At 68.2% G+C, this 20,658-nt stretch carries 20 protein-coding genes and 1 pseudogene; 7 read left to right on the top strand and 14 right to left on the bottom strand.

The window, feature by feature from the left end:
- Positions 1-31: 31 nt before the first annotated feature.
- Positions 32-1,462, top strand: coding sequence for a metalloprotease TldD (gene tldD / locus AC1RRR_RS13450; protein ID WP_492813783.1), 1,431 nt, complete (start codon positions 32-34; stop codon positions 1,460-1,462).
- Positions 1,463-1,595: 133 nt separating this feature from the next.
- On the opposite strand, the gene AC1RRR_RS13445 is transcribed toward tldD, so the two are convergent.
- On the bottom strand, positions 1,596-2,093 hold the full coding sequence (locus AC1RRR_RS13445) for a GNAT family N-acetyltransferase (protein WP_492813781.1): 498 nt from the start codon (positions 2,091-2,093) through the stop codon (positions 1,596-1,598).
- A 197-nt stretch (positions 2,094-2,290) separates the two neighbouring features.
- Here AC1RRR_RS13445 and AC1RRR_RS13440 point away from each other — a divergent pair, with 197 nt between their 5' ends.
- Complete coding sequence (locus AC1RRR_RS13440) at positions 2,291-4,348, top strand: TonB-dependent receptor plug domain-containing protein (protein ID WP_492813779.1); 2,058 nt, start codon at positions 2,291-2,293, stop codon at positions 4,346-4,348.
- Positions 4,349-4,475: 127 nt separating this feature from the next.
- On the opposite strand, the gene AC1RRR_RS13435 is transcribed toward AC1RRR_RS13440, so the two are convergent.
- Together AC1RRR_RS13435 and AC1RRR_RS13430 are read right to left on the bottom strand one after the other, a co-directional pair.
- Positions 4,476-6,380 (bottom strand): peptide MFS transporter, encoded by a 1,905-nt coding sequence (locus tag AC1RRR_RS13435; protein ID WP_492813778.1) that lies wholly within the window; start codon positions 6,378-6,380, stop codon positions 4,476-4,478.
- A gap of 53 nt (positions 6,381-6,433) precedes the next feature.
- Positions 6,434-6,502: pseudogene (locus AC1RRR_RS13430) on the bottom strand (hypothetical protein); the annotation flags it as partial.
- Positions 6,503-6,593: 91 nt separating this feature from the next.
- Between AC1RRR_RS13430 and AC1RRR_RS13425 the strand changes: the two are divergent.
- Together AC1RRR_RS13425 and AC1RRR_RS13420 are read left to right on the top strand one after the other, a co-directional pair.
- Positions 6,594-7,073 carry a DUF427 domain-containing protein gene (locus tag AC1RRR_RS13425; RefSeq protein WP_492813777.1) on the top strand — a complete coding sequence of 160 codons (480 nt, stop codon included), beginning with the start codon at positions 6,594-6,596 and terminating at the stop codon, positions 7,071-7,073.
- Between the two features lie 68 nt (positions 7,074-7,141).
- Positions 7,142-7,288 carry a hypothetical protein gene (locus tag AC1RRR_RS13420; RefSeq protein ID WP_492813775.1) on the top strand — a complete coding sequence of 49 codons (147 nt, stop codon included), beginning with the start codon at positions 7,142-7,144 and terminating at the stop codon, positions 7,286-7,288.
- Here AC1RRR_RS13420 and AC1RRR_RS13415 read toward each other — a convergent pair.
- From AC1RRR_RS13415 to AC1RRR_RS13395, 5 genes are all read right to left on the bottom strand, one after another.
- Positions 7,285-8,265, bottom strand: coding sequence for a cytochrome-c peroxidase (locus tag AC1RRR_RS13415; RefSeq protein WP_492813774.1), 981 nt, complete (start codon positions 8,263-8,265; stop codon positions 7,285-7,287). The two genes, AC1RRR_RS13420 and AC1RRR_RS13415, sit on opposite strands and share 4 nt — an antisense overlap.
- A gap of 1 nt (position 8,266) precedes the next feature.
- Complete coding sequence (locus tag AC1RRR_RS13410; protein ID WP_492813773.1) at positions 8,267-8,797, bottom strand: homogentisate 1,2-dioxygenase; 531 nt, start codon at positions 8,795-8,797, stop codon at positions 8,267-8,269.
- Between the two features lie 11 nt (positions 8,798-8,808).
- Positions 8,809-10,848, bottom strand: coding sequence for a TonB-dependent receptor plug domain-containing protein (locus tag AC1RRR_RS13405; protein WP_492813772.1), 2,040 nt, complete (start codon positions 10,846-10,848; stop codon positions 8,809-8,811).
- Positions 10,849-10,935: 87 nt separating this feature from the next.
- Positions 10,936-12,297 carry a glutamate--cysteine ligase gene (locus tag AC1RRR_RS13400; protein ID WP_492813771.1) on the bottom strand — a complete coding sequence of 454 codons (1,362 nt, stop codon included), beginning with the start codon at positions 12,295-12,297 and terminating at the stop codon, positions 10,936-10,938.
- Between the two features lie 135 nt (positions 12,298-12,432).
- Positions 12,433-13,149 (bottom strand): 16S rRNA (uracil(1498)-N(3))-methyltransferase, encoded by a 717-nt coding sequence (locus tag AC1RRR_RS13395; RefSeq protein ID WP_492813769.1) that lies wholly within the window; start codon positions 13,147-13,149, stop codon positions 12,433-12,435.
- A gap of 46 nt (positions 13,150-13,195) precedes the next feature.
- On the opposite strand from AC1RRR_RS13395, the gene ppk2 reads away from it, so the two are divergent.
- A complete protein-coding gene (gene ppk2, locus AC1RRR_RS13390; RefSeq protein WP_492813767.1) occupies positions 13,196-13,957 on the top strand; it encodes a polyphosphate kinase 2 in 762 nt (253 codons plus the stop codon).
- Here the strand turns inward: ppk2 and AC1RRR_RS13385 are convergent.
- Entirely contained in the window at positions 13,954-14,337 is a 384-nt protein-coding gene (locus AC1RRR_RS13385; RefSeq protein ID WP_492813765.1) for an iron chaperone, read from the bottom strand. The two genes, ppk2 and AC1RRR_RS13385, sit on opposite strands and share 4 nt — an antisense overlap.
- Positions 14,338-14,461: 124 nt before the next feature.
- On the opposite strand from AC1RRR_RS13385, the gene AC1RRR_RS13380 reads away from it, so the two are divergent.
- The gene (locus AC1RRR_RS13380; protein WP_492813763.1) at positions 14,462-16,252 is read left to right on the top strand and encodes a DUF4153 domain-containing protein; all 1,791 of its coding nucleotides are present in this window, start codon (positions 14,462-14,464) and stop codon (positions 16,250-16,252) included.
- On the opposite strand, the gene AC1RRR_RS13375 is transcribed toward AC1RRR_RS13380, so the two are convergent.
- The 4 genes from AC1RRR_RS13375 to AC1RRR_RS13360 are packed head-to-tail and all read right to left on the bottom strand — an operon-like array spanning position 16,233 to position 19,196.
- Positions 16,233-18,026 carry an ABC transporter ATP-binding protein gene (locus AC1RRR_RS13375; RefSeq protein WP_492813762.1) on the bottom strand — a complete coding sequence of 598 codons (1,794 nt, stop codon included), beginning with the start codon at positions 18,024-18,026 and terminating at the stop codon, positions 16,233-16,235. The genes AC1RRR_RS13380 and AC1RRR_RS13375 overlap by 20 nt on opposite strands.
- A gap of 44 nt (positions 18,027-18,070) precedes the next feature.
- Positions 18,071-18,574 (bottom strand): hypothetical protein, encoded by a 504-nt coding sequence (locus tag AC1RRR_RS13370; protein WP_492813761.1) that lies wholly within the window; start codon positions 18,572-18,574, stop codon positions 18,071-18,073.
- Positions 18,575-18,633: 59 nt separating this feature from the next.
- Positions 18,634-18,912 (bottom strand): DUF454 family protein, encoded by a 279-nt coding sequence (locus AC1RRR_RS13365; RefSeq protein WP_492813759.1) that lies wholly within the window; start codon positions 18,910-18,912, stop codon positions 18,634-18,636.
- A 38-nt stretch (positions 18,913-18,950) separates the two neighbouring features.
- Entirely contained in the window at positions 18,951-19,196 is a 246-nt protein-coding gene (locus AC1RRR_RS13360) for a hypothetical protein (protein WP_492813757.1), read from the bottom strand.
- 134 nt (positions 19,197-19,330) lie between these two features.
- Here AC1RRR_RS13360 and ubiA point away from each other — a divergent pair, with 134 nt between their 5' ends.
- Entirely contained in the window at positions 19,331-20,266 is a 936-nt protein-coding gene (gene ubiA, locus AC1RRR_RS13355) for a 4-hydroxybenzoate octaprenyltransferase (RefSeq protein ID WP_492813755.1), read from the top strand.
- 3 nt (positions 20,267-20,269) lie between these two features.
- Here the strand turns inward: ubiA and AC1RRR_RS13350 are convergent, their stop codons facing one another.
- Positions 20,270-20,608 (bottom strand): lysozyme inhibitor LprI family protein, encoded by a 339-nt coding sequence (locus tag AC1RRR_RS13350; RefSeq protein WP_492813753.1) that lies wholly within the window; start codon positions 20,606-20,608, stop codon positions 20,270-20,272.
- Positions 20,609-20,658 lie beyond the last annotated feature (50 nt).

The raw sequence follows: 20,658 nt of genomic DNA, 5'->3' as shown, positions 1-20,658 counted from the left end.
CGGATGCGCTCGGAAGTCTTACCTGTAAGGCATGAACGCTCCCATCTCCGCCCCCTCCCTGCTGGACGCCGCCGGCGTCGATCGTGACCGCGCCCAGTCGATCCTTGGTGAGGCCCTAGCCGGCGCCGACGACGGCGAGCTGTTCCTCGAACGCTCCGAGAGCGAGGCCTTCGTCTTCGACGACGGACGCCTCAAGAGCGCCTCCTATGACAGCGGCGAGGGTTTCGGCCTGCGCGTGGTGGCCGGCGAGACGGCCGGCTATGCCCACGCCGCCGAGATTTCCGAAGCCGCCATCGGCCGCGCCGCCGATTCGGCCAAGCTGGCCAAGCGCGGCTATGCCGGCGTCAGCGCCGAAGGCCCGCGCTCCACGAATGAAAAGCTGTACGGCGAAGACAACCCCGTCAGCGCGCCCGACTTCTCCGACAAGGTCAGCCTGCTCCAGGAGATCGACGCCTTCGCCCGCGCCCGCGATCCGCGCGTCGTCCAGGTGATGGCCTCGATGGCCGGCGAGCGCCGCGTGGTCGAGATCCTGCGCGCCGACGGCAAGCTGATCCGCGACGTGCGCCCGCTGGTGCGGGTCAACGTCCAGGTCACCGTCGAGAAGGACGGCCGCCGCGAGACCGGCAGCTCCGGCGCCGGCGGTCGCGCCGGCTTCTCGGCCTGGATCAGCCCCGACAAGTGGCAGGGCCAGGTCGACGAGGCCCTGCGCATGGCGCTGGTCAATCTCGACGCCATCGCCTGCCCGGCCGGTGAAATGGACGTGGTCCTGGGTCCGGGCTGGAACGGCGTGCTGCTGCACGAGGCCGTCGGCCACGGCCTGGAAGGCGACTTCAACCGCAAGGGCATCAGCGCCTTCTCGGGCCGCATCGGCGAGCGCGTGGCCGCCAAGGGTGTCACCGTGTTCGACGACGGCTCGCTGGCCGGCCGTCGCGGCTCGCTGACCGTCGACGACGAGGGCACGCCGACCGAGCGCACCATCCTGATCGAGGACGGTATCCTGGTCGGCTATATGCACGACCGCATGAGCGCGCGCCTGATGGGCATGAAGGCCACCGGCAACGGTCGCCGCCAGTCCTACGCCCACATGCCGATGCCGCGCATGACCAATACCGGCATGCTGGCGGGCAATGACGATCCGCAGGAGATGATCGCCTCGCTGAAGCGCGGCCTGTACTGCGCCAATTTCGGCGGCGGCCAGGTCGACATCACCAACGGCAAGTTCGTCTTCCAGTGCACCGAGGCCTATCTGGTCGAGGACGGCAAGATCACCGCGCCGGTCAAGGGCGCGACCCTGATCGGCGACGGTCCGTCGGCCCTGACGCGGGTGACGATGATCGGCAACGACTTCGACTTCGACCCGGGCATCGGGGTGTGCGGCAAGTCGGGTCAGGGCGTGCCGGTGGGCGTCGGGCAGCCGAGCCTGAAGATCACCGGACTGACGGTGGGTGGGACGGCGGTTTAACCTCTATCCGTTTCCTCGGCGAAAGCCGGGGCCCAGATGCAAGAGCGCCCGCGTTCCGAACAGGATCGCGGGCGTTTCTGCATGCGCCTCACAGCCCTACGATCTGGGTCCCGGCTTTCGCCGGGAAGACGGATCAGAGGAGGCGTTCAAGGTAGGTGACGGTCTTCTTCCCGCCGTGGATCTCGGCCGTCCCGACGACCACAAACCCCAGCGCCGCGTGGAACTTGTCCGACGCCGGGTTCGGCGGATCGGAATTGACCTCACACACGATCCGCTGGTGCCCGGCCGCCTTGGCCGCCGCGAACAGGTCGTCATAAAGCGCCCGCGCCAAGCCTCTGCCGCGCGCGCTGTCGGCCACCACCACCCGGTCGACATAGACGAAGGCCGGATACCGCTCGCGGAACCACAGGTAATTCACGCTGTCATAGTCGGCCGCCTGGTCGAAGGTCAGCAGCAGGGCGTCCGCCACCCCGACGCGTCGCGCCACGAAGGCCTCGCTCACCAGATGCGCCAAGCGTTCTGGCTCCAGCCACGACAGCTCCACCGCATGGGCGTTGTTCAGCGCCAGCAAGGCCTCGCCGTCGCTGCCGGCCAGGTTGTTCGTCGTCAGCGGGGTCACGGCGTTGGTCATCACAAGCTCCTTCGAGCCCGAGCACCTAGGGCCGGCAAAGCCTTGCCGCAAGCGGCTCCGCGATAGTGATCACTGGCAACGTGTCGGAAGTTTAATCCACATTTCACGCTTGTAACTTTCAACGCGCCACGCCCCCGGCCACGTTGCCCCCCACGAGCGAAGTCCCTGGGGAGGGCCTTCAAAAGGGGAACGGACGGATGCTAGCGAGCGTGCTGCTGATGGCCATGGCGGGGGTCGCTCCGCTGGACGTCGACCCACCCGTTTCGACCGCGGCCTTGGCTCCTGCCCCGGCCGCTCAGGACGTCGAACCGTCCCAGCGCGGCGTCATCCCCTACCCGCCCGAATTCTTCGCCGCCGCCCAGCCCAGCACGGCGCTGGACATGATCACCCGCCTGCCCGGCTTCAATCTGGAGCAGGGCGACAACGTCCGGGGCTTCGCGGGCGCGGCCGGCAATGTGCTGATCAACGGCGAGCGTCCGACGACCAAGAACGAATCGCTGGACGACATGCTGCGGCGGATCGCGGCCACGACCGTCGAGCGCATCGACCTGATCCGCGGCGGCGCGCCGGGCATCGACATGCAGGGCCGCACGGTGATGGCCAACATCGTGCTCAAGCGCACGGTCCAGGTGCAGAAGGTCGTCAACGTCCAGACCTATGTCTATCCGGACGGCCTGTTCGGTCCGATCGTCGAGCTGGAGGGCTCGCGTCGCGAGGGCGACTACGCCCTGGAAGGCTCGCTGAAGGCCACCCAGGATCGCACCGACAACACCTTCGACGGCGGCGTGCGTCTGCGCTCCGACGGCAAGGGCGTCCCCACCGCCAAGGACGCCCTGAAGGGCTACGACACCATCTACAACTACGTGCTGCGCGGCGCGGTGCAGCGGCCGACCCTGGGCGGCAAGGCGCGGGTCAACGCCAAGCTCGAATATTTCGGCTACGACCGCGACGTGACCGCCACGCGGGTCTTCCCCGCCCCAGGCCGCGAGGTCACCGGCGAGAAGCTGCACAGCTGGACGGGCGAGTTCGGGGGCCGCTTCGACCGCGCCCTGTCGGCCCGCTCGGACCTGCAGCTGGTCGTCTTGCAAAACCTCAATCGCGAGATCTACGGCTCGACCTTCGAGGATCCGCGCCTGTTCGTGGACTACAAGTCGCGCACCGACACCGGCGAGACCATCGTCCGCTCGGAACTGCGCCACCGCCGCAGCGACAGCCTGTCGTTCGAGGCTGGGCTGGAAGGCGCCTACAACGTCCTGGACGGCGACACGCGCTATTTCGAGAACAGCGTCGCCATCCCGCTGCCGGCCGCCCAGGTCAAGGTCGAGGAGCTGCGCGGCGAGCTGTCGGGCAAGGCGATCTGGCGAGCCAGTCCCAAGCTGAACGTCGAGGCCGGGGCGCGCCTGGAGGTCTCGAAGATCAGCCAGAGCGGCGACACCGACCTCTCGAAGAAGTTCTTCTATCCCAAGCCCCGGGTGCTCGCGACCTGGTCGCCGACCTCGACGGATCAGCTGCGGGTGCGGATCGAGCGCGAGGTGGGCCAGCTGGACTTTGGCGACTTCGTTTCGTCGGCCGGCACCGAGACCGGCACGGTCGACGCCGGCAATCCCGACCTGGTGCCCGAGCGCAAATGGGTGCTGGAGACGGCCTGGGAGAAGCGCTTCTGGGGCGGCGGCGCCCTGGTGCTGCTGTGGCGCCACGCCGAGATCCAGGACGTGGTCGATGTCATCCCGATCAACAAGGTCTTCGAGGCGCCGGGCAATATCGGCGACGGGACCAGCGACTTCTACCAGGTCAACCTGACCCTGCCGACCGACAAGCTGGGCGTCAGCGGCGGCCAGCTGAAGATGCGGGCCTCGTGGGCGCAGAGCGAGGTCACCGACCCCGTCACCCTGGGCAAGCGCCGCATCTCGGCCCAAACGCCGTTCACCTGCGACGTGCGCTTCACCCGCGACATGCCGGGCGGCAAGTGGAGCTGGGGGGTGATCACCTTCTGCCCGAACGAGCAGCGCTACTACCGGGTCGGCGAGGTCCGCACGTTCAGGTTCGAGCAGTGGATCGAAGGCTTCTTCGAGTGGCGGCCGCGCAAGGACCTGACCATCCGCACCGAGCTGGCCAACTGGACCAGCCGGCACAAGATTCGCGACCGGGAGATCTATGCCGGCGGCCGGGGGACGGGCGTCGTCACCCAGGTCGAGCACCGTGAACTTCCGTTCGAGCCGTACCTGTTCGTCAAGGTGCGCAAGAGCTTTGGGTAGGGAGCGGAAACGGTCTCGGGCGGTTTGAGCCACCCCCGAGACCGTCCCACCCGAAGGTGAGGCGTGGCCCCTCCACGCCTCGTGAAGGGCCCCGGGCAAGCCGCCGGGGCCCTTCTTTCATGTGGGCCTAGGCTTGGCCCGTAACGGTCGAGTCCGCGATCGGCTGCGGGTCGGTCTCGTCGGCGCCGTGCGACCACTTCTTGAGGAACGGCGACAGGATCAGGAACAGCACGCCCAGGCCGATGGCGGCCAGGCCGATGACCTTGAAGACCAGCAGCGACTGGGCCATGGCGGCGGCGGGGTTCAGGACCTGGCCGCCGATGGTCTCGGTCGCGGCGATGGCGGCGATCCAACCGCCGAACAGGTTGGCCATGGCCAGGGCCATGTACCAGACGGCCATCACGAACGAGACCATGTGCAGCGGCGACAGCTTGGTCATCTGCGACAGGCCGACCGGCGACATGCACATCTCGCCGCCCGTGTGCAGCATGTACATCAGCACCAGGAAGATCAGCGGCATCTTGAAGGCGCCGTCGGCGAACTGGGCGCCGACCAGCAGGATCAGGAAACCCGCCCCGACCTGGATCAGCGACAGGCCGAACTTGATCATCGGGTTGGGGTTCATCCCGCGCGCGGTCAGCACCGTCCACAGGGCGGCGAAGACCGGGGCGAAGATCAGGATCCAGCCGGCGTTGATGGCTTGGGTCTGGGCGGCGTTGAAGTCGGTGTTGACCCAGAACTTGCCGACCGTCGAGATGCCGGCGGCGGTCAGCTGGGCGGGCGAGCCCAGCACCACCGAGCCGCCGAACCACTCGACCGGCTTGGAGATCAGGGTCAGGTTGACGTTGGTGGCGGCGAACAGGTTCAGCGACGAGCCGGCCTGCTCGAACAGGGTCCAGAACACCACCGCCCCCAGCACCAGCACCGTGGCCAAGAGCAGGCGCTCACGCTCGACCTTCTCGCACTTGGCGAAGGCGAACCACAGGATGTAGCCCAGCGAGCCGAACATGCCGGCCAGCAGGGTGACATTGACCACCGGGGTGCGCTGGACGACCAGGAACACCGCCGCCACGGCCAGCAGTGAGACGCCGTAGATCACGACCTCGCGGGTGATCGGACCGGCGACCTTCTCCTTCAGGTTCGCGCCTTCCGGCGGCTCGCCGCGACCCAGCAGCCAGGGCTTGCCCAGCACGAAGATCACGAAGCCGGCCAGCATGCCCAGACCGGCGGCGCCGAAGCCGGCCCACCAGCCGACATTGACGCCCAGGATGCCGCACAGGATCGAGGCCCAGAACGAGCCCAGATTGATGCCGAAATAGTAGAGGGTGAAGCCCGGATCCCGGCGCGGATCGCCCTGCGGATAGAGCTGCCCGACCAGGGCCGCGACGTTCGACTTCATGAAGCCCACGCCGACGATGATCAGCGACAGGGCCAGCCAGAAGATGTTCAGGTACATCGGGTCGCGACCCGTGACGTCCAGCTTGTAGGCGCCCTTGGCCAGCACGGCGGGCAGGCCGGCGTCGGCCGGCAGGTTCTTGATCGTGAAGTCGCCCGTCTCGGTCGCCGAGACGTCGTAGGGCTTGCCCGCCACAATCATCTTGGCCACCCGCTCCTCGCCCCGGCCGCTGGCCTGGAACTCGTAGGTCTGGCCGGCATAGGTCAGGGTCTGGACGGCCGGCTGGCCCTCGACGGCCATGGCCAGGTGGCCGGCCACCAGCAGGATCGCGCCGAACGCGACGGCCTTGCGGGTGCCCAGATAACGGTCGGCCAGGAAGCCGCCCAGCAGGGGCACGATATAGACCAGCGAGGTGTACGAGCCGTAGTGGCCGCTGGCGACCTTGGGGTCGAACAGGAAGTGCTGGGTCAGGTAGAAGATCAGCAGGCCCCGCATGCCGTAGTAGGAGAAGCGCTCCCACATCTCGGCCAGGAAGCAGATGATCAGGCCGCGCGGGTGGCCCCTCAGCAACTGCACAAGAACGGGAATGCCGGTCACGAGCGTGACCAGGATGCCCGCGGCGATAACGATGTTCATACGCTAGCCTTGAAACGTAACGAGTGGCGCGGACAGACCCCCCATTGGTCAAATCATCCCCGCCGGCCCCAATTTGGCGGGGAGAAGATCACGCGCACGACGGTTTCACAAGCAACGGCTTGCCGGACGGGCTTGGCGTTCCGATCTATGGGTTGAAGCTTGGCCTTCTACCTATGCGTTTGCATGGGGAAGCCATTGCGGCGGGAGCCCCCGATGAAGATCCCCGACGAAAGCCACCCCATCACCATCACCCGATCGCCCAACACGGTGCGGGTGCTGTTCGAGGGCCACGAGATCGCCGACAGCGATGACGTGCTGGTCCTGAAAGAAGCCAGTTATCCGGCCGTCTACTACTTCCCGCGCGACGACGTGCGGATGGCGTTCCTGCGGCGGACCGACAAGGTCACCCACTGCCCCTACAAGGGCGACGCCAGCTACTTCACCATCTATCGCGACGCCCAGCTGATCGAGAACGCGGTGTGGTCCTACGAGGACCCCTATGCGGCGGTCGGCAGCATCGCCAATCGCGTGGCCTTCTATCCCGAGCATGTCGAGTTCCAGCTCGGCGAGCTGACCGCCGCCGAGACCAAGGCCGCCCTGAACGTGGACGCCGTGATCCAGCACACCGACAGCGGTTCGGGCTCCAGCCAGGCCGAGCACTGGCCGCCGAATGTCGACCAAGACCGGGCTTAAGCCCGCGTTAACCGCTGGGAGCGTGACCATACCGGTCTAGCTCCCATCAGAGGGGCGCGGAGGAAACCATGGCCTACGTCTCCTATCGGACGGACGCTGTTCACGCGACGACCACCCAACCCCAGCGCAAGCTCGCCTGGGGCCGCCTGTTCGCCCTGGCGGCGACCGTGACCCTGTGGGTCGGCGTCATCGCCGGCGTGCGGGCGCTCTTTTAAAGCTTCGCTGCCTCGGCCTCGCACGAGGTCTTCGGCAGCGAAAAGCGCGGATCGGCGACGAAGCGGTCGTCGGTCAGCGTGCGCAGGAATGCGGAGAGGTCGTCGACCTCGCCGTCCTTCAAACCCGTCGCCATCCGATGCCGCCGGATCGCGCCCGCCAGGGTGCGAGCCGAGCCGTCGTGCAGATAGGGTCCGCTGATCCCGACATTGCGCAGTGACGGCGTGCGGAACTTGCCGTTGTCGGCCGCCTTGCCGGTGATCTCGCCCAGTCCCTGGTCGCCGGAGAACGGCAGGTCGATGCGGTGGAAGGCATTGGGGCCCGTCGCATCCGTGAAGTCCGGCGCGGCGTGGCAGGTCGCACAGCCGGCCTTGCCGAAGAACAGTTTCTCGCCCCGCACGGCCTCGATCGACGTATCGACCGCCTCGCCGCGTTTCTTGCGGTCGTAGGGCGCATCGCGCGACACCATCGTCCGCTGGAACGCCGCCAGGGCCTTGGTGATCGTTCCCATGTTCACCGCCTGGCCCGGAAACGCGGCGGCGAACAGTTTGCGATAGCAGGCCTGGCCGCCGATGCGGTCTTCCAGCACCTTTTCCTGGCCGTGAAAGCCCATCTCGACCGGCGTGGTCCCGGCGATCGGGATCAGGGCCTGGTCTTCCAGCCGGGTCACGCGCGGGTCGCCCCAGGTCAGGCTGGCGAAGGTCCCGACATTGGCCAGGGTCTGGATGTTGCGCCGCCCCGGATCGCCATGGACGCCGGGACGGGTGGCGTTGCCGTCGGTGAAGCCGTGGTGCTGCTCGTGGCAAGTCGCGCAGGCCATGGTCCCGTCGATCGACAGGTCGGCGTCGTAGAACAATCGCCGGCCCAGCTCGACGCGGACTTCAGAGGCGGGCCGCTGCGCGAGGCCCGGCGTGAAGGCGGCCAGCAGGCACAGGGCGCCGATCAGCCCCAGCGCCGTGCTGACCGCCCCCAGTTTCATATCAGGGCTTGGCCGCGACCATGATCGGCAGAGCGGCCTCGGCATTGGCCGAGATCTGCACGACATAGCGCCCCGGCTGCAGGTCGAAGCTGACCATCTTGCGCAGGGTGGTGCAGGCCGGCCCGCGACCGTGGCCGGTCGAGCGCTGGGCCGCGTCGCCCTTCAGCACATCGATCCAGGCGCCCGTGCCCAGGGCGATGGTGTAGGTCCCCGCCGTGGCGATATCGATCGCGAACAGCCCGCCCTTGCTGACCGTGCCGCCCGGCTTTTCCGGCTGGACGATGTAGGTCACGTCCGGCGTCGGGGCGAGCGCGGCGACGAAGGCCTGGCCCGGCGTCAGCACGGCCTTGTCCAGGTCGGCCACGCCCTTGGCGGCGGTGAGGTCCTTCTTGGCGGTCCAGGCGGCCAGTTCGGCCGGCAGGTCCTTGTCCATGGCGGCGCAGGCCGGCGCGGGAGCGGCCGGCGCCATCTGGGCCGAAGCGGCGAACGGCGTGGCCAGAATAGCCAGAGCAGCGAGAACGGTCAGGCGCATTGGGATCTCTCCTAGAACTTGACCCGCAGGTCGGCGCGGAAGTTGCGGCCTTCCTCGGGGAAACCGTCCACCAGCTGGTACTTCTGGTCCAGCAGATTGCGGGCCGACAGCTGCACGTCGATCTTCTGCGTCACCTGCACCCGCGCCGTCAGCGCGGCCAGCACATAGGCGCCGGTGCGGTAGTAGCGGACCGGCGTGATCAGGCTGCTCGACGTCACCGTCCAGCGCTTGGAGGCGGTCTCGACACTGGGGGTCAGGGTCAGGCGTTCGGCCACCTGCCAGTCGGCATAGGCGAACAGCTTGTGGGTCGGCACGCCCTGCGGCCGGAACGCGGCGTTGGTCGGGTCGGTGAAGTCGCGGTGCAGATAGGTGTAGTTGCCGCCCAGGGTCAGCTTGGGCGTCACGCGCGCGGTCACCGAGGCCTCGGCCCCGTAATACTCCCCGTCGCCGACATTGCGGGTCTGGCTGACCGTGCCGAACGGCGCGCCCAGGGCGACCGGGATGGCGATCAGGGCGTCGCGAACGTCGCTGTAGAACACCGCCCCCTCGACCGTGATGAACGGCGTGATGTCGCCGCGCGCGCCGACCTCGTAGTTCACCGCCCGCTCGGCCTTGATGTTCGGGTTCGGGGTCGCCGTGCCGAAGCGCGAGCTGAACCGCTCGAACAGGGTCGGGAAGCGGGTGCGCGACGAGACGCTGGCGTGCAGCTGGGCGGTGTCGGTCGGCCGCCAGACCAGCGCCGCCTGGCCGTTCCAGGCGCTGTCGCTGGTCAGCGGATAGGCCACCAGGACGTTGGTGTTGAAGTCCTGGGCCATCGACAGGTCGCGATGGTCGCGCGAGACGCCCACCACCAGGTCGACGTCCTTGCCGAAGCTCTGGGTGTCTTCCAGCGCGATCGAGGTGGTGTCCTCGGTCGTGGTCTGGCGGGGCTCGGTCAGCGGCGGGGCGTAGCTGGTCTGCCACTCGACATGCTCGTCGCGGCGATAGAAGGCGGCGGCCTTCAGGGTGTTGCTCGGGGTCAGCTGGACGCCCAGCTCGACGTTCCCGCCATAGGCGACGTCATCGTAGTAGGACCGGAATGCCCGCCCCAGTGTCTGGGTGTTCTGGCGGGCGTTGTCGTACGAGAACAGGCCGTTCTCGAAGGTGTTGCGATAGAAGCGGGTCTTCAGCCAGGCGTGCTCGGCGATCTGGGTGCGGGTCAGCAGGGCCAGGCTGTCGATGTTCCAGTAGGGCCAGGTCCAGTAGCGGGTGCTGGCCGTGTCGGTGACGTGGAACGGCGCGTTCTTCGAACCCTCCTGGCGGGTGAAGGTCAGCGAATAGTCGTCGCCTTCGCGCGGGGTGAAGCCGACCTTGGCGTTGACCCGCCAGTCCTCGCTGTCGGAGTGATCGCGATAGCCGCCGTTCTCCAGGGTGGTGGGGCGATAACCGTCCGGCAGGGCCCAGTGGTTGCGCTCGTTCCGCGCGCCCGACAGCTGGACGTAGAAGTGCTCGGTGCGCCCGCCGACCCGGCCCGAGATGGCGTTGCTGTTCAGCGAGCCGTCGGCGTCGAAGCCCGCGCCCAGCCGGATTTCGCCCTCGAACGGGGCCTGGGGCGTACGGGTCACCAGGTTGATCGCGCCGCCGATGCCGCCGGGGCCGTCCAGCACCGAGACATAGCCCTTGGAGACCTGCACTTCGGAGAGGTCGGCGGTCAGGAAACGCGCGAAGTCGATGCGGTTGTCGGCCGGCAGGAACACCCGCACGCCGTCGATCGACAGGGTGGTCTGGAAACGATCGAAGCCGCGGATGAACACCAGCCGCTCGTTGCGCGAACCACCGCTGTTGCCGGCCGAGGCGCCGGGGATCAGGTCCAGCGCCTGGTCGACGCTGATCTTGTCGAACTTGCGAAGATCCTCGCCCTTGATCACCGAGCCGCCGATCAGCCCGCCATCGCTGCCCCGCGCGGTCACCCGAACCTCGCCCAAGGCGTAGACGTCGTCGATGGTCGCGGTCTGGGCGTGGGCCACGCCGGCCAGGAGAGAACCGGCCAGCAGCATGGATCGGAACAGCATTCGAAACCCCGTTATGTATGTCAGCTACATAACGGGGTGGGTCGGCCAGGGCGAGGTTTTTCCCGGCCCTTAAGTTGAAACGCTCGCCTAGTAGGCGCAGTCGGTGAAGACGCGGCTGATGTCGCCCTGCCATTCGCCGTTGTACAGCGACAGCAGCTTCTCGGCGGGGGTGATCCCGCTGTCGGCGATCTGTTCCAGCTCGCCCAGATAGATGGTCTCGTCCAGGAAACCGCCATTGATGTGGGCGCGGTTCTTCAGGCCGGACTTGGCGATGGCGACGAAGTCCTTGGCCACGTCCTGGGCGGAGCGGCCGGCGACCTGAGCCTTCAAGCCCAGCTTCGGCACGTCGCGGCGCAGGCCTTCGCGGTCCTCCAGCGACCAGTCCTTGCAGAGGTCCCAGGCCGCCGCGAGCGCGGCGTCGTCATAGAACACGCCGGTCCACAGCGCCGGCAGGGCGCACAGGCGGCTCCACGGGCCGGCGTCGGCGCCGCGCATCTCCAGATAGGTCTTCAGACGCACTTCCGGGAACGCCGTCGTCGTGTGGTCGGCGAAGTCCTTCATCGTGGCGATCTCGCCCGGCAGCTCGGGCAGCTTGCCCTCGATGAAGTCGCGGAACGAGCGGCCGGCGACGTCGATATACTTGTCGCCGCGCTTGACGAAATACATCGGCACGTCGAGGGCATAGCGGGCGTAACGCTCGAAATCGAAGCCGTCCTCGAACACGAAGTCCAGCAGGCCCGTGCGGTTCGGGTCGGTGTCGGTCCAGACATTGGCGCGCGCCGAGAGGAAGCCGTTCGGCTTGCCTTCCGTGAACGGAGAATTGGCGAACAGCGCCGTGGCGATCGGCTGCAGGGCCAGGCTCATGCGGAACTTGGCGACCATGTCGGCTTCGCTGGAGAAGTCCAGATTGGCCTGCACCGTGCAGGTGCGCAGCATCATGTCCAGGCCCAGATTGCCGACCTTGGGCATGTAGTTGCGCATGATCACATACCGGCCCTTGGGCATGATCGGCACTTGCGCGCGTGTCCACACGGGCGAGAAGCCCAGGCCCGTGAAGCCCAGGCCCAGTTCGTCGGCGACGGTCTTGACTTCGTCCAGGTGCTGGCCGGTCTCCTCGCAGATGTCGTGCATGGTCGCCAGCGGCGCGCCCGACAGCTCGAACTGGCCGCCCGGCTCCAGGCTGACATTGGCGCCGTTGCGCTCCAGGCCGATGATGACCTCGCCTTCCATGACGGGCTTCCAGCCGAAGCGTTGCAGCCCGGTCAGCAGGGCGTGGACGCCCTTGTCGCCTTCGTACGGAACGGGATCGTGCGAGCCCAGGTAGAAGCCGAACTTCTCGTGCTCGGCCCCCACGCGGAAGGCCTCCTTGGGCTTGGACCCGCGGGCGAAATAGTCGGTCAGATCGGCGAGCGTCAGTTGACGCTCTTGGACGCTAGCGGTGTCGGCCATGCAAGCCGTCCCTCCCCAGGGGTTGCGATGCTGAGGGTGGAGAGGGCCCATGCTCTCCGCCGACGGCGATACTCGGTGACGCCCCAGTTGGGCGTTTTCTTTGCGAACCTCAAGAGGCGACCTTCGCCTTAAATGCTAACGCCAGTCGCCGGCCGCAGCCTGCCACAGCGTCATCGCGGAGATGGCGGCCGTGTCGGCGCGCAGGATGCGCGGGCCCAGAGACACCGGCGTGACGAAGGAAAGCCCCCGCAGGCGCTCGCGTTCCTCGGGCGCGAACCCGCCCTCGGGACCGATCAGGATGGCGGCCGGCGCGCCGGTTCCGGCCAGGGCCTCGATGGCGGGCTTGGCGTCACCGCCCTCGTCGCAGAACACCAGGCGCCGGGCCGGGTCCCAGGCGTCGAGGATCTTGTCCAGCTTCTCGGGATCGGCGACCTCGGGCACGTCCAGGCGGCCGGTCTGCTCGGCGGCCTCCATGGCGATGGCGTCGAGGCGGCCCAGCTTGACGAAGTCGACATTGGTGCGGCGGGTCGTGGTCAGCCGCACCCGGCGCGCGCCCAGCTCGGCGGCCTTCTCGACGATGGTCTCGACCCGGCTGCGCTTGACCATGGCGATGATCAAGTCGAGGTCCGGACCGAGTTCCATCGGACGGGTCTGCTCCTCGGCTTTCAGCAGACAACCCCGCTTGGTCGACTCGATGATGGTCGCCCGCCACTCGCCGTCACGGCCGTTGAACAGCAGGACTTCATCGCCGACCACCTGGCGCATGACCGAGGTCAGGTAGCGCGACTGGTCGACGGACGGGACGACGCCGGCCCCGGCGGAGAGATCGTTGGGAACGAAAAGACGGATCATTTCGTCCTTCTAGCGCAACTCGACTTTCCGGGGGTAGGGTCGGCTTATGAGCAAGTCCGACGACTACGAAAATGAACTGATGCAGCTGCAGCTGGCCCTGATCGCCCTGCAGAAGAAGGCCATCAAGGACGGCGACAAGATCCTGGTGATCTTCGAGGGCCGCGACTCGGCCGGCAAGGACGGCACGATCGCCCGGGTCACCGAGCACCTGTCCAAGCGCGCCACCACCGTCGTCGCCTTGCCCAAGCCCACCGAGCGCGAGCGCAGCGAGTGGTACTTCCAGCGTTATGTCGACTACCTGCCGGCCTGCGGCGAGGCGGTGATCTTCAACCGCTCGTGGTACAATCGCGCCGGGGTCGAGCGGGTCATGGGCTTCTCGACGCCCGAGCAGCAGGAGCAGTTCCTGCGCGACGTGCCGGCCTTCGAGCGTATGCTGGTCGAGAACGGCCTGCGGTATGTGAAATTCTGGCTCGACATCGGCCGCGAGGAGCAGGCCGAGCGCCTGAAGGCCCGCCGCGAGGATCCGTTGAAGGCCTTCAAGACCAGTGACCTGGACAAGGTCGCCCAGGACAAGTGGGACGACTACACCAAGGCCCGCGACGAGATGTTCATGCGCACCCACAGCGACGTCTCGCCGTGGATCTGCGTGCGCGCCGACCACAAGAAGGCCGCCCGCCTCAACGTCATCCGCTGGCTGCTGCACGCGGCCGGCGACAAGAAGCTGATCAAGGGCGTGGCCAAGCCCGACCCCAGCGTGATCTTCTCGTTCGAACCGGCGGCGCTGGAGGACGAGCGACTGGCGCGCTAGCGCTTCTTCTTCGCCGCCCGCTCCGCCGCGATCGCTTCGTTCTGGGCGATGCGATGCCGGACGATGTCGGCGATCAGGCCCGGCGGCAGTGGGCTCTCGGGCTGGAAGCGGATCGTGCCCTTGGCGGTCTCGAAGCCTTCCAGCCGGTCGGCGAACTCAGCGATCAGCGCGCCCGGATAGAAGGCGCAGTGCTTGGCCGCCGCGCCGAAGTGCACCAGGTTTCCCTTCAGCTTGAAGGTCGGCAGGCCGTAGCTGATCGCCTCCTCGGCCTCCGGCGCCAGCGCGCGGATCTGGCCGCGCAGGGTCTCCAGCGCCTGGCGCTGGTCGGGCGGCAGCTTCTCCAGATAGTCGTCGATCGAGGCGGCGGGCGGTTTCATCATCGCGAGATCCTCGCAGGACGCGGTCATCTGACCGCGACCAAGGACGTTCGAAAAGGCCCCTTCCCGACACTCAGCTTCACAACCGCGCGTTACCGTGATGCTGTGCCGGCAAACGGGAGGCTCCATGGACGACGCTAAACAGGTTCGCACCGCCGCCGCGACGCGGCTGGCGATCGGCCTCGCCCAGGGGATCGTGCTGTTCCTGCTGCAGAAGGCGGACGAGTCCAAGGCATGGCCGGCGACCCAGCCGATGCTGTACGCGCCGCTGCTGGTCTGCGCCCTGATGGTGCCGATGATCCCGCTGGCGGCGTTGTCGGCCATGCGGCGGCCTGCGTTGATCGCCTGGAGCCTGATCGCCGCCGCGCTGGCGACGATCCTGGCCGTCCATGCCGCCTGGACCGGCGCGGGTCCCGATCGCCTGGGCGCGGGACCGCTGTCGCCGCCGCTGTTCATCGCCGTGGCGGCCCTGCTGTTCATCGCCCACCACCTGATCCAGCCCGCCGAGGCCGTCCGCAAGCCTGTGGCGCCGTACGCGGACTATTTCGACCTGGCGTGCACCAACGCCGTGCGCCTGTTCCTGTCCCTGGCCTTCACCGGCGCCTTCTGGCTGCTGCTGTTCCTGGCCGCCGCCCTGTTCAAGCTGATCGGCATCGAGGCCATCCAGAAGCTGATCGGCGAGACCGCCTTCGCCTTCCCGGCCACCGGCCTGATGTTCGCCGCCGCCGTCCACATGGCCGTGCAGCTGACCGAGGCGCGGGCCGGCCTGGTGCGCGGCGTGCGGACCGTCGCCCTGGTCCTGCTGGCCTGGCTGCTGCCCCTGATGGTGGTGATCGCCGGCGGCTTCCTGGCCACCCTGCCCTTTACCGGTCTGGCGCCGCTGTGGGGCACCAAGGCCGCCGCCGCCCTGCTGCTGGCAGCCGCCGCCGCCCTGATCATCCTGATCAACGCCGCCTACCAGGACGGGGGCGAGCCGCCGCATGCGATCCTGCGCTGGGCCGCGCGCGCCGCCAGCCTGCTGCTGATCCCGATCGTCGTGCTGGCGGGCTACGCCCTTTGGCTGCGCGTCGAGCAGTATGGCCTGACGCCTGACCGGGTCTTCGCCGCCGCCTATCTGGTGGTCGCGGTCGGCTTCACCGGCGGCTACACCCTGGCCGCCTTGCGGCCTGGCCCGTGGATGAAGCCGCTGGAGCCGACCAACCTGATCATGGCCGTCGTCTCGGTGCTGCTGCTGATCGCCCTGTTCACCCCGATCGCCGACCCGGCGCGCCTGTCGGTCGCCAGCCAGGTCAAGCGGTTGGCGGCGGACAAGGTCTCGGCCGAGAAGTTCGACTTCCAGTTCCTCCGCTTCGAGAGCGGTCGCTACGGGCGCGATGCGCTGGAGAGGCTGAAGGCCAGCCCCGAGGCCGAAATCGCCAAGCGCGCCAGCGAGGCCCTGGCCCAGAAGGAAAAGACCTACGCGCCGACCAAGCGCGGGCCCGACTTCGCCAACATGACGGTCTATCCCGCCGGCAAGACCCTGCCCGCCAGCTTCCGCGACCAGGACTGGACCGCCGCCGGCTCGGATTCGACCTGCCTGTTCGCCGGCATGCGCTGCTCGGCCCTGATGATGGACATCGACGGCGACGGAACCGAAGAGGTGCTGCTGGCCAGCGGTTCGGTGCTCGACATCTTCAAGTCCGGCGACCGCGGCTGGCGGCGCATGGCCCAAGCCAACGGGATCTGCCCCGGCGTCGACATCGACGCGGCCCTGAAGGCCGGAACGGTGAGCCTGGCCGAGCCCAGGCCTCGGCAGGACCTCATCGTCGGCGACCAGCGGCTGGCCGTAGTCCCGGCCGGCGACGGCTGTGCGGCGCCCGCGCCGCCGCTCAAGGACGCGCTGGTCAGGCTGGAGATCTCTAAGCCACCCCCGCGCTGATCGCGTTCAGCCGGGCATAGACCCCGCCGCCGGCCGCCAGGTCGGCATGGCGGCCTTCCTCAACGACGCGGCCGCCCTGGAACACCAGGATGCGGTCGGCGCCGCGCACGGTCGACAGGCGGTGGGCGATGACGATCGTGGTCCGGCCCTCCATCAGCGCCTCGGCGGCGGCCTGGACCTGGCCCTCGGTCTCGACGTCCAGCGACGAGGTGGCCTCGTCCAGCACCAGGATCGGCGCGTCGGCCAGGAAGGCGCGGGCGATGGCCACGCGCTGGCGCTCGCCGCCCGACAGCTTGACGCCCCGCTCGCCGACCAATGTGTCGTAGCCCTGGGGCAGGCGCAGGATGAACTCGTGGGCCTTGGCCTTCCTGGCGGCGGCTTCAACCTCCTCGCGGGTCGCGCCGGGGCGTCCATAGGCGATGTTCTCGAGCAGGGACCGGTGGAACAACGCCGGATCCTGCGGCACCACCGCGATGGCGCGGCGCAAGGACGCCTGGGCCACACGCGAGACATCCTGGCCGTCGATGACGATCGCCCCGTCCTGCAAGTCGTGCAGGCGCTGGACCAGCTTGACGAAGGTCGACTTGCCCGAGCCCGTCGGCCCCACCAGCGCCACCCGCTCGCCGGGTGCGATCTTCAGCGAGAAGTGGTCGTACAGCGGCGCGCCGGCCGCCTTGTAGCGGAAGGTCACGTCCTTGAATTCGATGCCGCCGGGGCCGGGCTGGAAGTCCGGCGCGCCGGGGGCGTCGGCGATCTGCGGCTGCAAGCGCGTCCAGGCCGCGACGTCCTCGGTGTCGTCGATGCCCTTCTGCAGCATGCGGATGTTCTCTCCCAGGTTCCGCAGGTAGCCGCTCATCAGCATGAAGGCAGTGATGGCGAAGGCGACGTCGCCGGGCGTGGCCGTGCCTTGCGCCCAACCCCAGACCATCGCCCCGGTCAGGCCCGCCTGCAGGATCACCAGCAGCAGGTTCTGGCCCAGCCAGACGTCGGTGAAACGGCTCCAGGTGACCATCACCGCGTCGCGCCAGGCGGCGGTGACTTCGGCCAGGCGCGCGGCCTCGCGCTGCTCGGCGCCGAAGCTCTTCACGGTCGGGTTCGAGGTCACGGCGTCGGCCAGGGCCCCGCCGATCTGCGAGTCCAGGGCGTTGGAGCGCAGGTTGCTGGGCCGCACATAACGCTCGGTGATCCACAGGTTCACCGACAGATAGGCCACGACGACGACCAGCGAGATCACGCCGGCCAGCGGCTGGCGCAGCAGCATGCCGATCGACAGGCCGACCAGCACGATGATCCCCGGCCCCAGCCAGATGGTCACCGCGTCGGTGACGCTGTCATAGCCCCACATGGCGCGGGTCAGCTTGCGCACCGTCGCGCCCGCGAAGCTGTCGGCGTGCCAGTCCGACGAGAAGGCCTGCACCTTGGCGAAACCCTCGTTGGTCATCTCCTCCATGTTCCGGGCCGCCAGCGGGATCCAGAACCGGTGGGCGATGTTGCGGATGATCGCGAAGGCCAGATAGACGCCGACGAAGACGCCCAGCGCCTGCCAGGCGCCGACGTCGCCGCGCGGCTTGCTGGTCACGGTGTCCACGAGGTGGCCCGAGGCGTAGGGCAGCGCCAGGTCGAAGGCGATCGCCACCAGGGTCAGGGTGACGCCGAAGCCGAACAGCACCGGCCGCCGCTTCCAGAAGCGGGCCACAAAGGCCAGCACCTGGCGGTTCGACAGCGCGCGCTTGCGGGCGCCGGTTTCGTCTTCATCCTCGATCACGTCGGTCATGGGCGGCTAGATAGGGATTTCCACCCGCCCCGTCACGCCCACGCTCAATCGGTCGCGGTCAGAACCTGTTGCGTCCGCACAGTGACCCCCGCGACATGATCCGTCACGGCCGCCTTGACGGCGTAGGCGCCCAGCGGATCCTGCGGCTCGAAACGCAGGCCCAGGCCCGAGACCGACAGGAAGAAGGTGTTCGGCGCCGGAGCCTTGTCGCGATAGACCTCGACGCCCTTCGGATCGGCATAGACGGCGCCATCGGGCTTGAGCACCTGGTAGTCGACCGTCACCTGGCAGTTGCCCGCCGTATCGGCCTTGCAGCCCGCGAAGACGATGAAGGTCGTCAGGACCTCGCCGCGTCGCGCGCTGGTCTGCGTCTCCAGGCGAGCGGGCTCGCTGGGCTTGGCCCAGTCGGCCAGGAACTTCTCGGCGTCCCCAGTCGCGACCTGGACGATCCGGAACGATCCGGCCTCGGCCGTGACCTGCCGCGCCTGGCCGGACGAAGCGAAGGCCAGCATCACCACGACCATCGCGCCGCGCATCCATCGCCGCATCACCGCCCCTTTCACGAAGTCGAACGCACTTCACAAGGATCAACCTTGAGGTGCAAGCCCTACTTTCGCCGCCGCTTGCGTCCGCCGCCGAAGGGCCGCCAGCGCAGGAACCAGCGGATCGCCGGCCCGATCACCGGTACGCGCAGCATCGGGCGCACGGCGTGGGGGCGGGTCTTGAGGAAGCACAGCACCGCGCCGATCCAGAACACCGTGGTCGGCATGCCGGGAACGAACGCCCCGACCGCGCCGGTGGCGAACAGCGCGCCGCCCAGGCCGTCCAGCGCCCAGCGTTCCACGCGGGTCAGGTCGCGGCGCTTGCGGCGGGGCTTGAGACTCATTCGCAGACGCTACCGCTTCGGCGCGGCGGCCGGAAGCCTCAGAACGCCTCGGCCACCCCGCCGATGCGACGGGCGGGACGGCCGTCCAGGCCCCGGCGGATCTTCGGGCCGAACTTGGTCGCGGCCGTCAGGCGGCGGACCATCTTGTGGTCGCCGGTGCGGGTGAACAGCTTGGCGGCGGCGGTCCACAGGGTGGTGGTCACCGGGTGCGGCAGGACGATCCCTGCCCCGACGCCAGCGATCAGCAGGCTCCAGCCGGACAGGCGAATGGCGGTGGTGGTCATGGCTGTCGCTCCTGCGAATGGCTTGCAGGAGGATCTTCGCCGCTGAGGCGAGATAAATCCAATTGATCATTTCTCTCGAGAGGATCGATCTTCCCTATAGGACGTCTTTCGGCTCGCGCGGTAAGCCTCGCCCTATGACGACCACCGCCATCCTGCCCGACGCCGCCGCCACCAACTGGGTCGACCGCCACGCGCCCGTGGGACTTCGCCCCTGGCTGAAGCTGGGCCGGTTCGATCGGCCGGCGGGGATCTGGCTGCTGATGCTGCCCGGCTGGCAAGGCATCGCCCTGGCCGCCGCCGAACAGGGCCACTGGCCCAATCCGCTGCTGCTGCTGGCGGTGTTCATCGGCGCGGCCCTGATGCGGGCGGCCGGCTGCGCGTTCAACGACATCGTCGACCGCGACTTCGACGCCCAGGTGGCCCGCACCGCCATGCGCCCGATCCCGGCCGGACTGATCACGGTGAAGCAGGCCTGGATGTTCCTGGTGGGTTGCAGCCTGGTCAGCCTCTTGATCCTGCTCACCCTGGGCTGGGTGGCGATCGGGCTGGGCGTGCTGTCGCTGGGCCTGGTGGCCGGCTACCCGTTCATGAAGCGGATCACCTGGTGGCCGCAGGCGTGGCTTGGCCTGACCTTCAACTGGGGCGCCCTGCTGGGCTACGCCGCCGCCACCCATCACCTGTCGTGGTCGGCCGCCCTGCTCTACGCCGCGGGCATCTTCTGGACCCTGGGCTACGACACGATCTACGCCATCCAGGACATCGAGGACGACGCCCTGGCCGGCATCAAGTCCTCGACCCGGCGCCTCGGCCAGCACCTCCAGATCGGCGTGGCCGGCTTCTACCTGGCCTCGTTCTGCTTGCTGGTCGCGGCCGGCTGGGTTGGGAACATCGGCCCGCTGTTCCTGCCGCTGGCGGCCCTCTTCGCCCTGCACCTGTCGCGCCAGGCGGCCGCCGTCCGCGTCGACGACGGCCCGGCGGCGTTGAAGCTGTTCAAGTCCAACGCCATCGCCGGCCTGATCGTGTTCGCCGGCCTGGTCGCGGGGCTGTGGAAGCCGGGCGTCAGCTTCTAAAAACTAGAACGGTCCGTTGCTGTAGACGCGGTCCATGACCGTGTTCAGCTGGCGGATGCGGCCGTCATAGCTGCGTTTCAGGCAGGCCTGGTTGGCGCCGCACGCCTTGCGGGCCTGCAGCCAGGCACGCTGATCGTCCATGATCGCGCCGCGACCGCCCATCGGCACCAGGTGGCGGGTAATGCCATACAGCTGGTCCATCCGCACGTCCTGGTCGTTCAGGTCGCGGTTGGCGCAGATCGCTTTCTCGTCCGAGGTCCGAGCCTTGCGGCAATCGAAGCTGGCGGCGGCGGCCGGCATGGCGACGGCCGAGAGGGCGAGAGCTAGGATCAGTCGGCGCATATCGGGCTCCAGAATGTGACGTCGGGTCATGCTGTCAGGCCTAATCTGAA

It is taken from the genome of Caulobacter sp. GW821-FHT12D05 (genome assembly GCF_058807295.1).
Note: the sequence above shows the minus strand (reverse complement) of the source record. Positions and strands in the feature narration are given on the sequence as shown.

Coding starts and splice junctions, on each gene's coding strand:
- AC1RRR_RS13350 (WP_492813753.1), bottom strand. CDS start 20,608: ATGCGCCGACTGATCCTAGCTCTCGCCCTCTCGGCCGTCGCCATGCCG.
- AC1RRR_RS13410 (WP_492813773.1), bottom strand. CDS start 8,797: ATGCGCCTGACCGTTCTCGCTGCTCTGGCTATTCTGGCCACGCCGTTC.
- AC1RRR_RS13395 (WP_492813769.1), bottom strand. CDS start 13,149: ATGATCCGTCTTTTCGTTCCCAACGATCTCTCCGCCGGGGCCGGCGTC.
- AC1RRR_RS13415 (WP_492813774.1), bottom strand. CDS start 8,265: ATGAAACTGGGGGCGGTCAGCACGGCGCTGGGGCTGATCGGCGCCCTG.
- AC1RRR_RS13360 (WP_492813757.1), bottom strand. CDS start 19,196: ATGACCACCACCGCCATTCGCCTGTCCGGCTGGAGCCTGCTGATCGCT.
- AC1RRR_RS13420 (WP_492813775.1), top strand. CDS start 7,142: ATGGCCTACGTCTCCTATCGGACGGACGCTGTTCACGCGACGACCACC.
- AC1RRR_RS13365 (WP_492813759.1), bottom strand. CDS start 18,912: ATGAGTCTCAAGCCCCGCCGCAAGCGCCGCGACCTGACCCGCGTGGAA.
- ppk2 (WP_492813767.1), top strand. CDS start 13,196: ATGAGCAAGTCCGACGACTACGAAAATGAACTGATGCAGCTGCAGCTG.
- AC1RRR_RS13370 (WP_492813761.1), bottom strand. CDS start 18,574: ATGCGGCGATGGATGCGCGGCGCGATGGTCGTGGTGATGCTGGCCTTC.
- AC1RRR_RS13445 (WP_492813781.1), bottom strand. CDS start 2,093: ATGACCAACGCCGTGACCCCGCTGACGACGAACAACCTGGCCGGCAGC.
- ubiA (WP_492813755.1), top strand. CDS start 19,331: ATGACGACCACCGCCATCCTGCCCGACGCCGCCGCCACCAACTGGGTC.
- AC1RRR_RS13380 (WP_492813763.1), top strand. CDS start 14,462: ATGGACGACGCTAAACAGGTTCGCACCGCCGCCGCGACGCGGCTGGCG.
- AC1RRR_RS13375 (WP_492813762.1), bottom strand. CDS start 18,026: ATGACCGACGTGATCGAGGATGAAGACGAAACCGGCGCCCGCAAGCGC.
- AC1RRR_RS13425 (WP_492813777.1), top strand. CDS start 6,594: ATGAAGATCCCCGACGAAAGCCACCCCATCACCATCACCCGATCGCCC.
- tldD (WP_492813783.1), top strand. CDS start 32: ATGAACGCTCCCATCTCCGCCCCCTCCCTGCTGGACGCCGCCGGCGTC.
- AC1RRR_RS13385 (WP_492813765.1), bottom strand. CDS start 14,337: ATGATGAAACCGCCCGCCGCCTCGATCGACGACTATCTGGAGAAGCTG.
- AC1RRR_RS13435 (WP_492813778.1), bottom strand. CDS start 6,380: ATGAACATCGTTATCGCCGCGGGCATCCTGGTCACGCTCGTGACCGGC.
- AC1RRR_RS13400 (WP_492813771.1), bottom strand. CDS start 12,297: ATGGCCGACACCGCTAGCGTCCAAGAGCGTCAACTGACGCTCGCCGAT.
- AC1RRR_RS13405 (WP_492813772.1), bottom strand. CDS start 10,848: ATGCTGTTCCGATCCATGCTGCTGGCCGGTTCTCTCCTGGCCGGCGTG.
- AC1RRR_RS13440 (WP_492813779.1), top strand. CDS start 2,291: ATGCTAGCGAGCGTGCTGCTGATGGCCATGGCGGGGGTCGCTCCGCTG.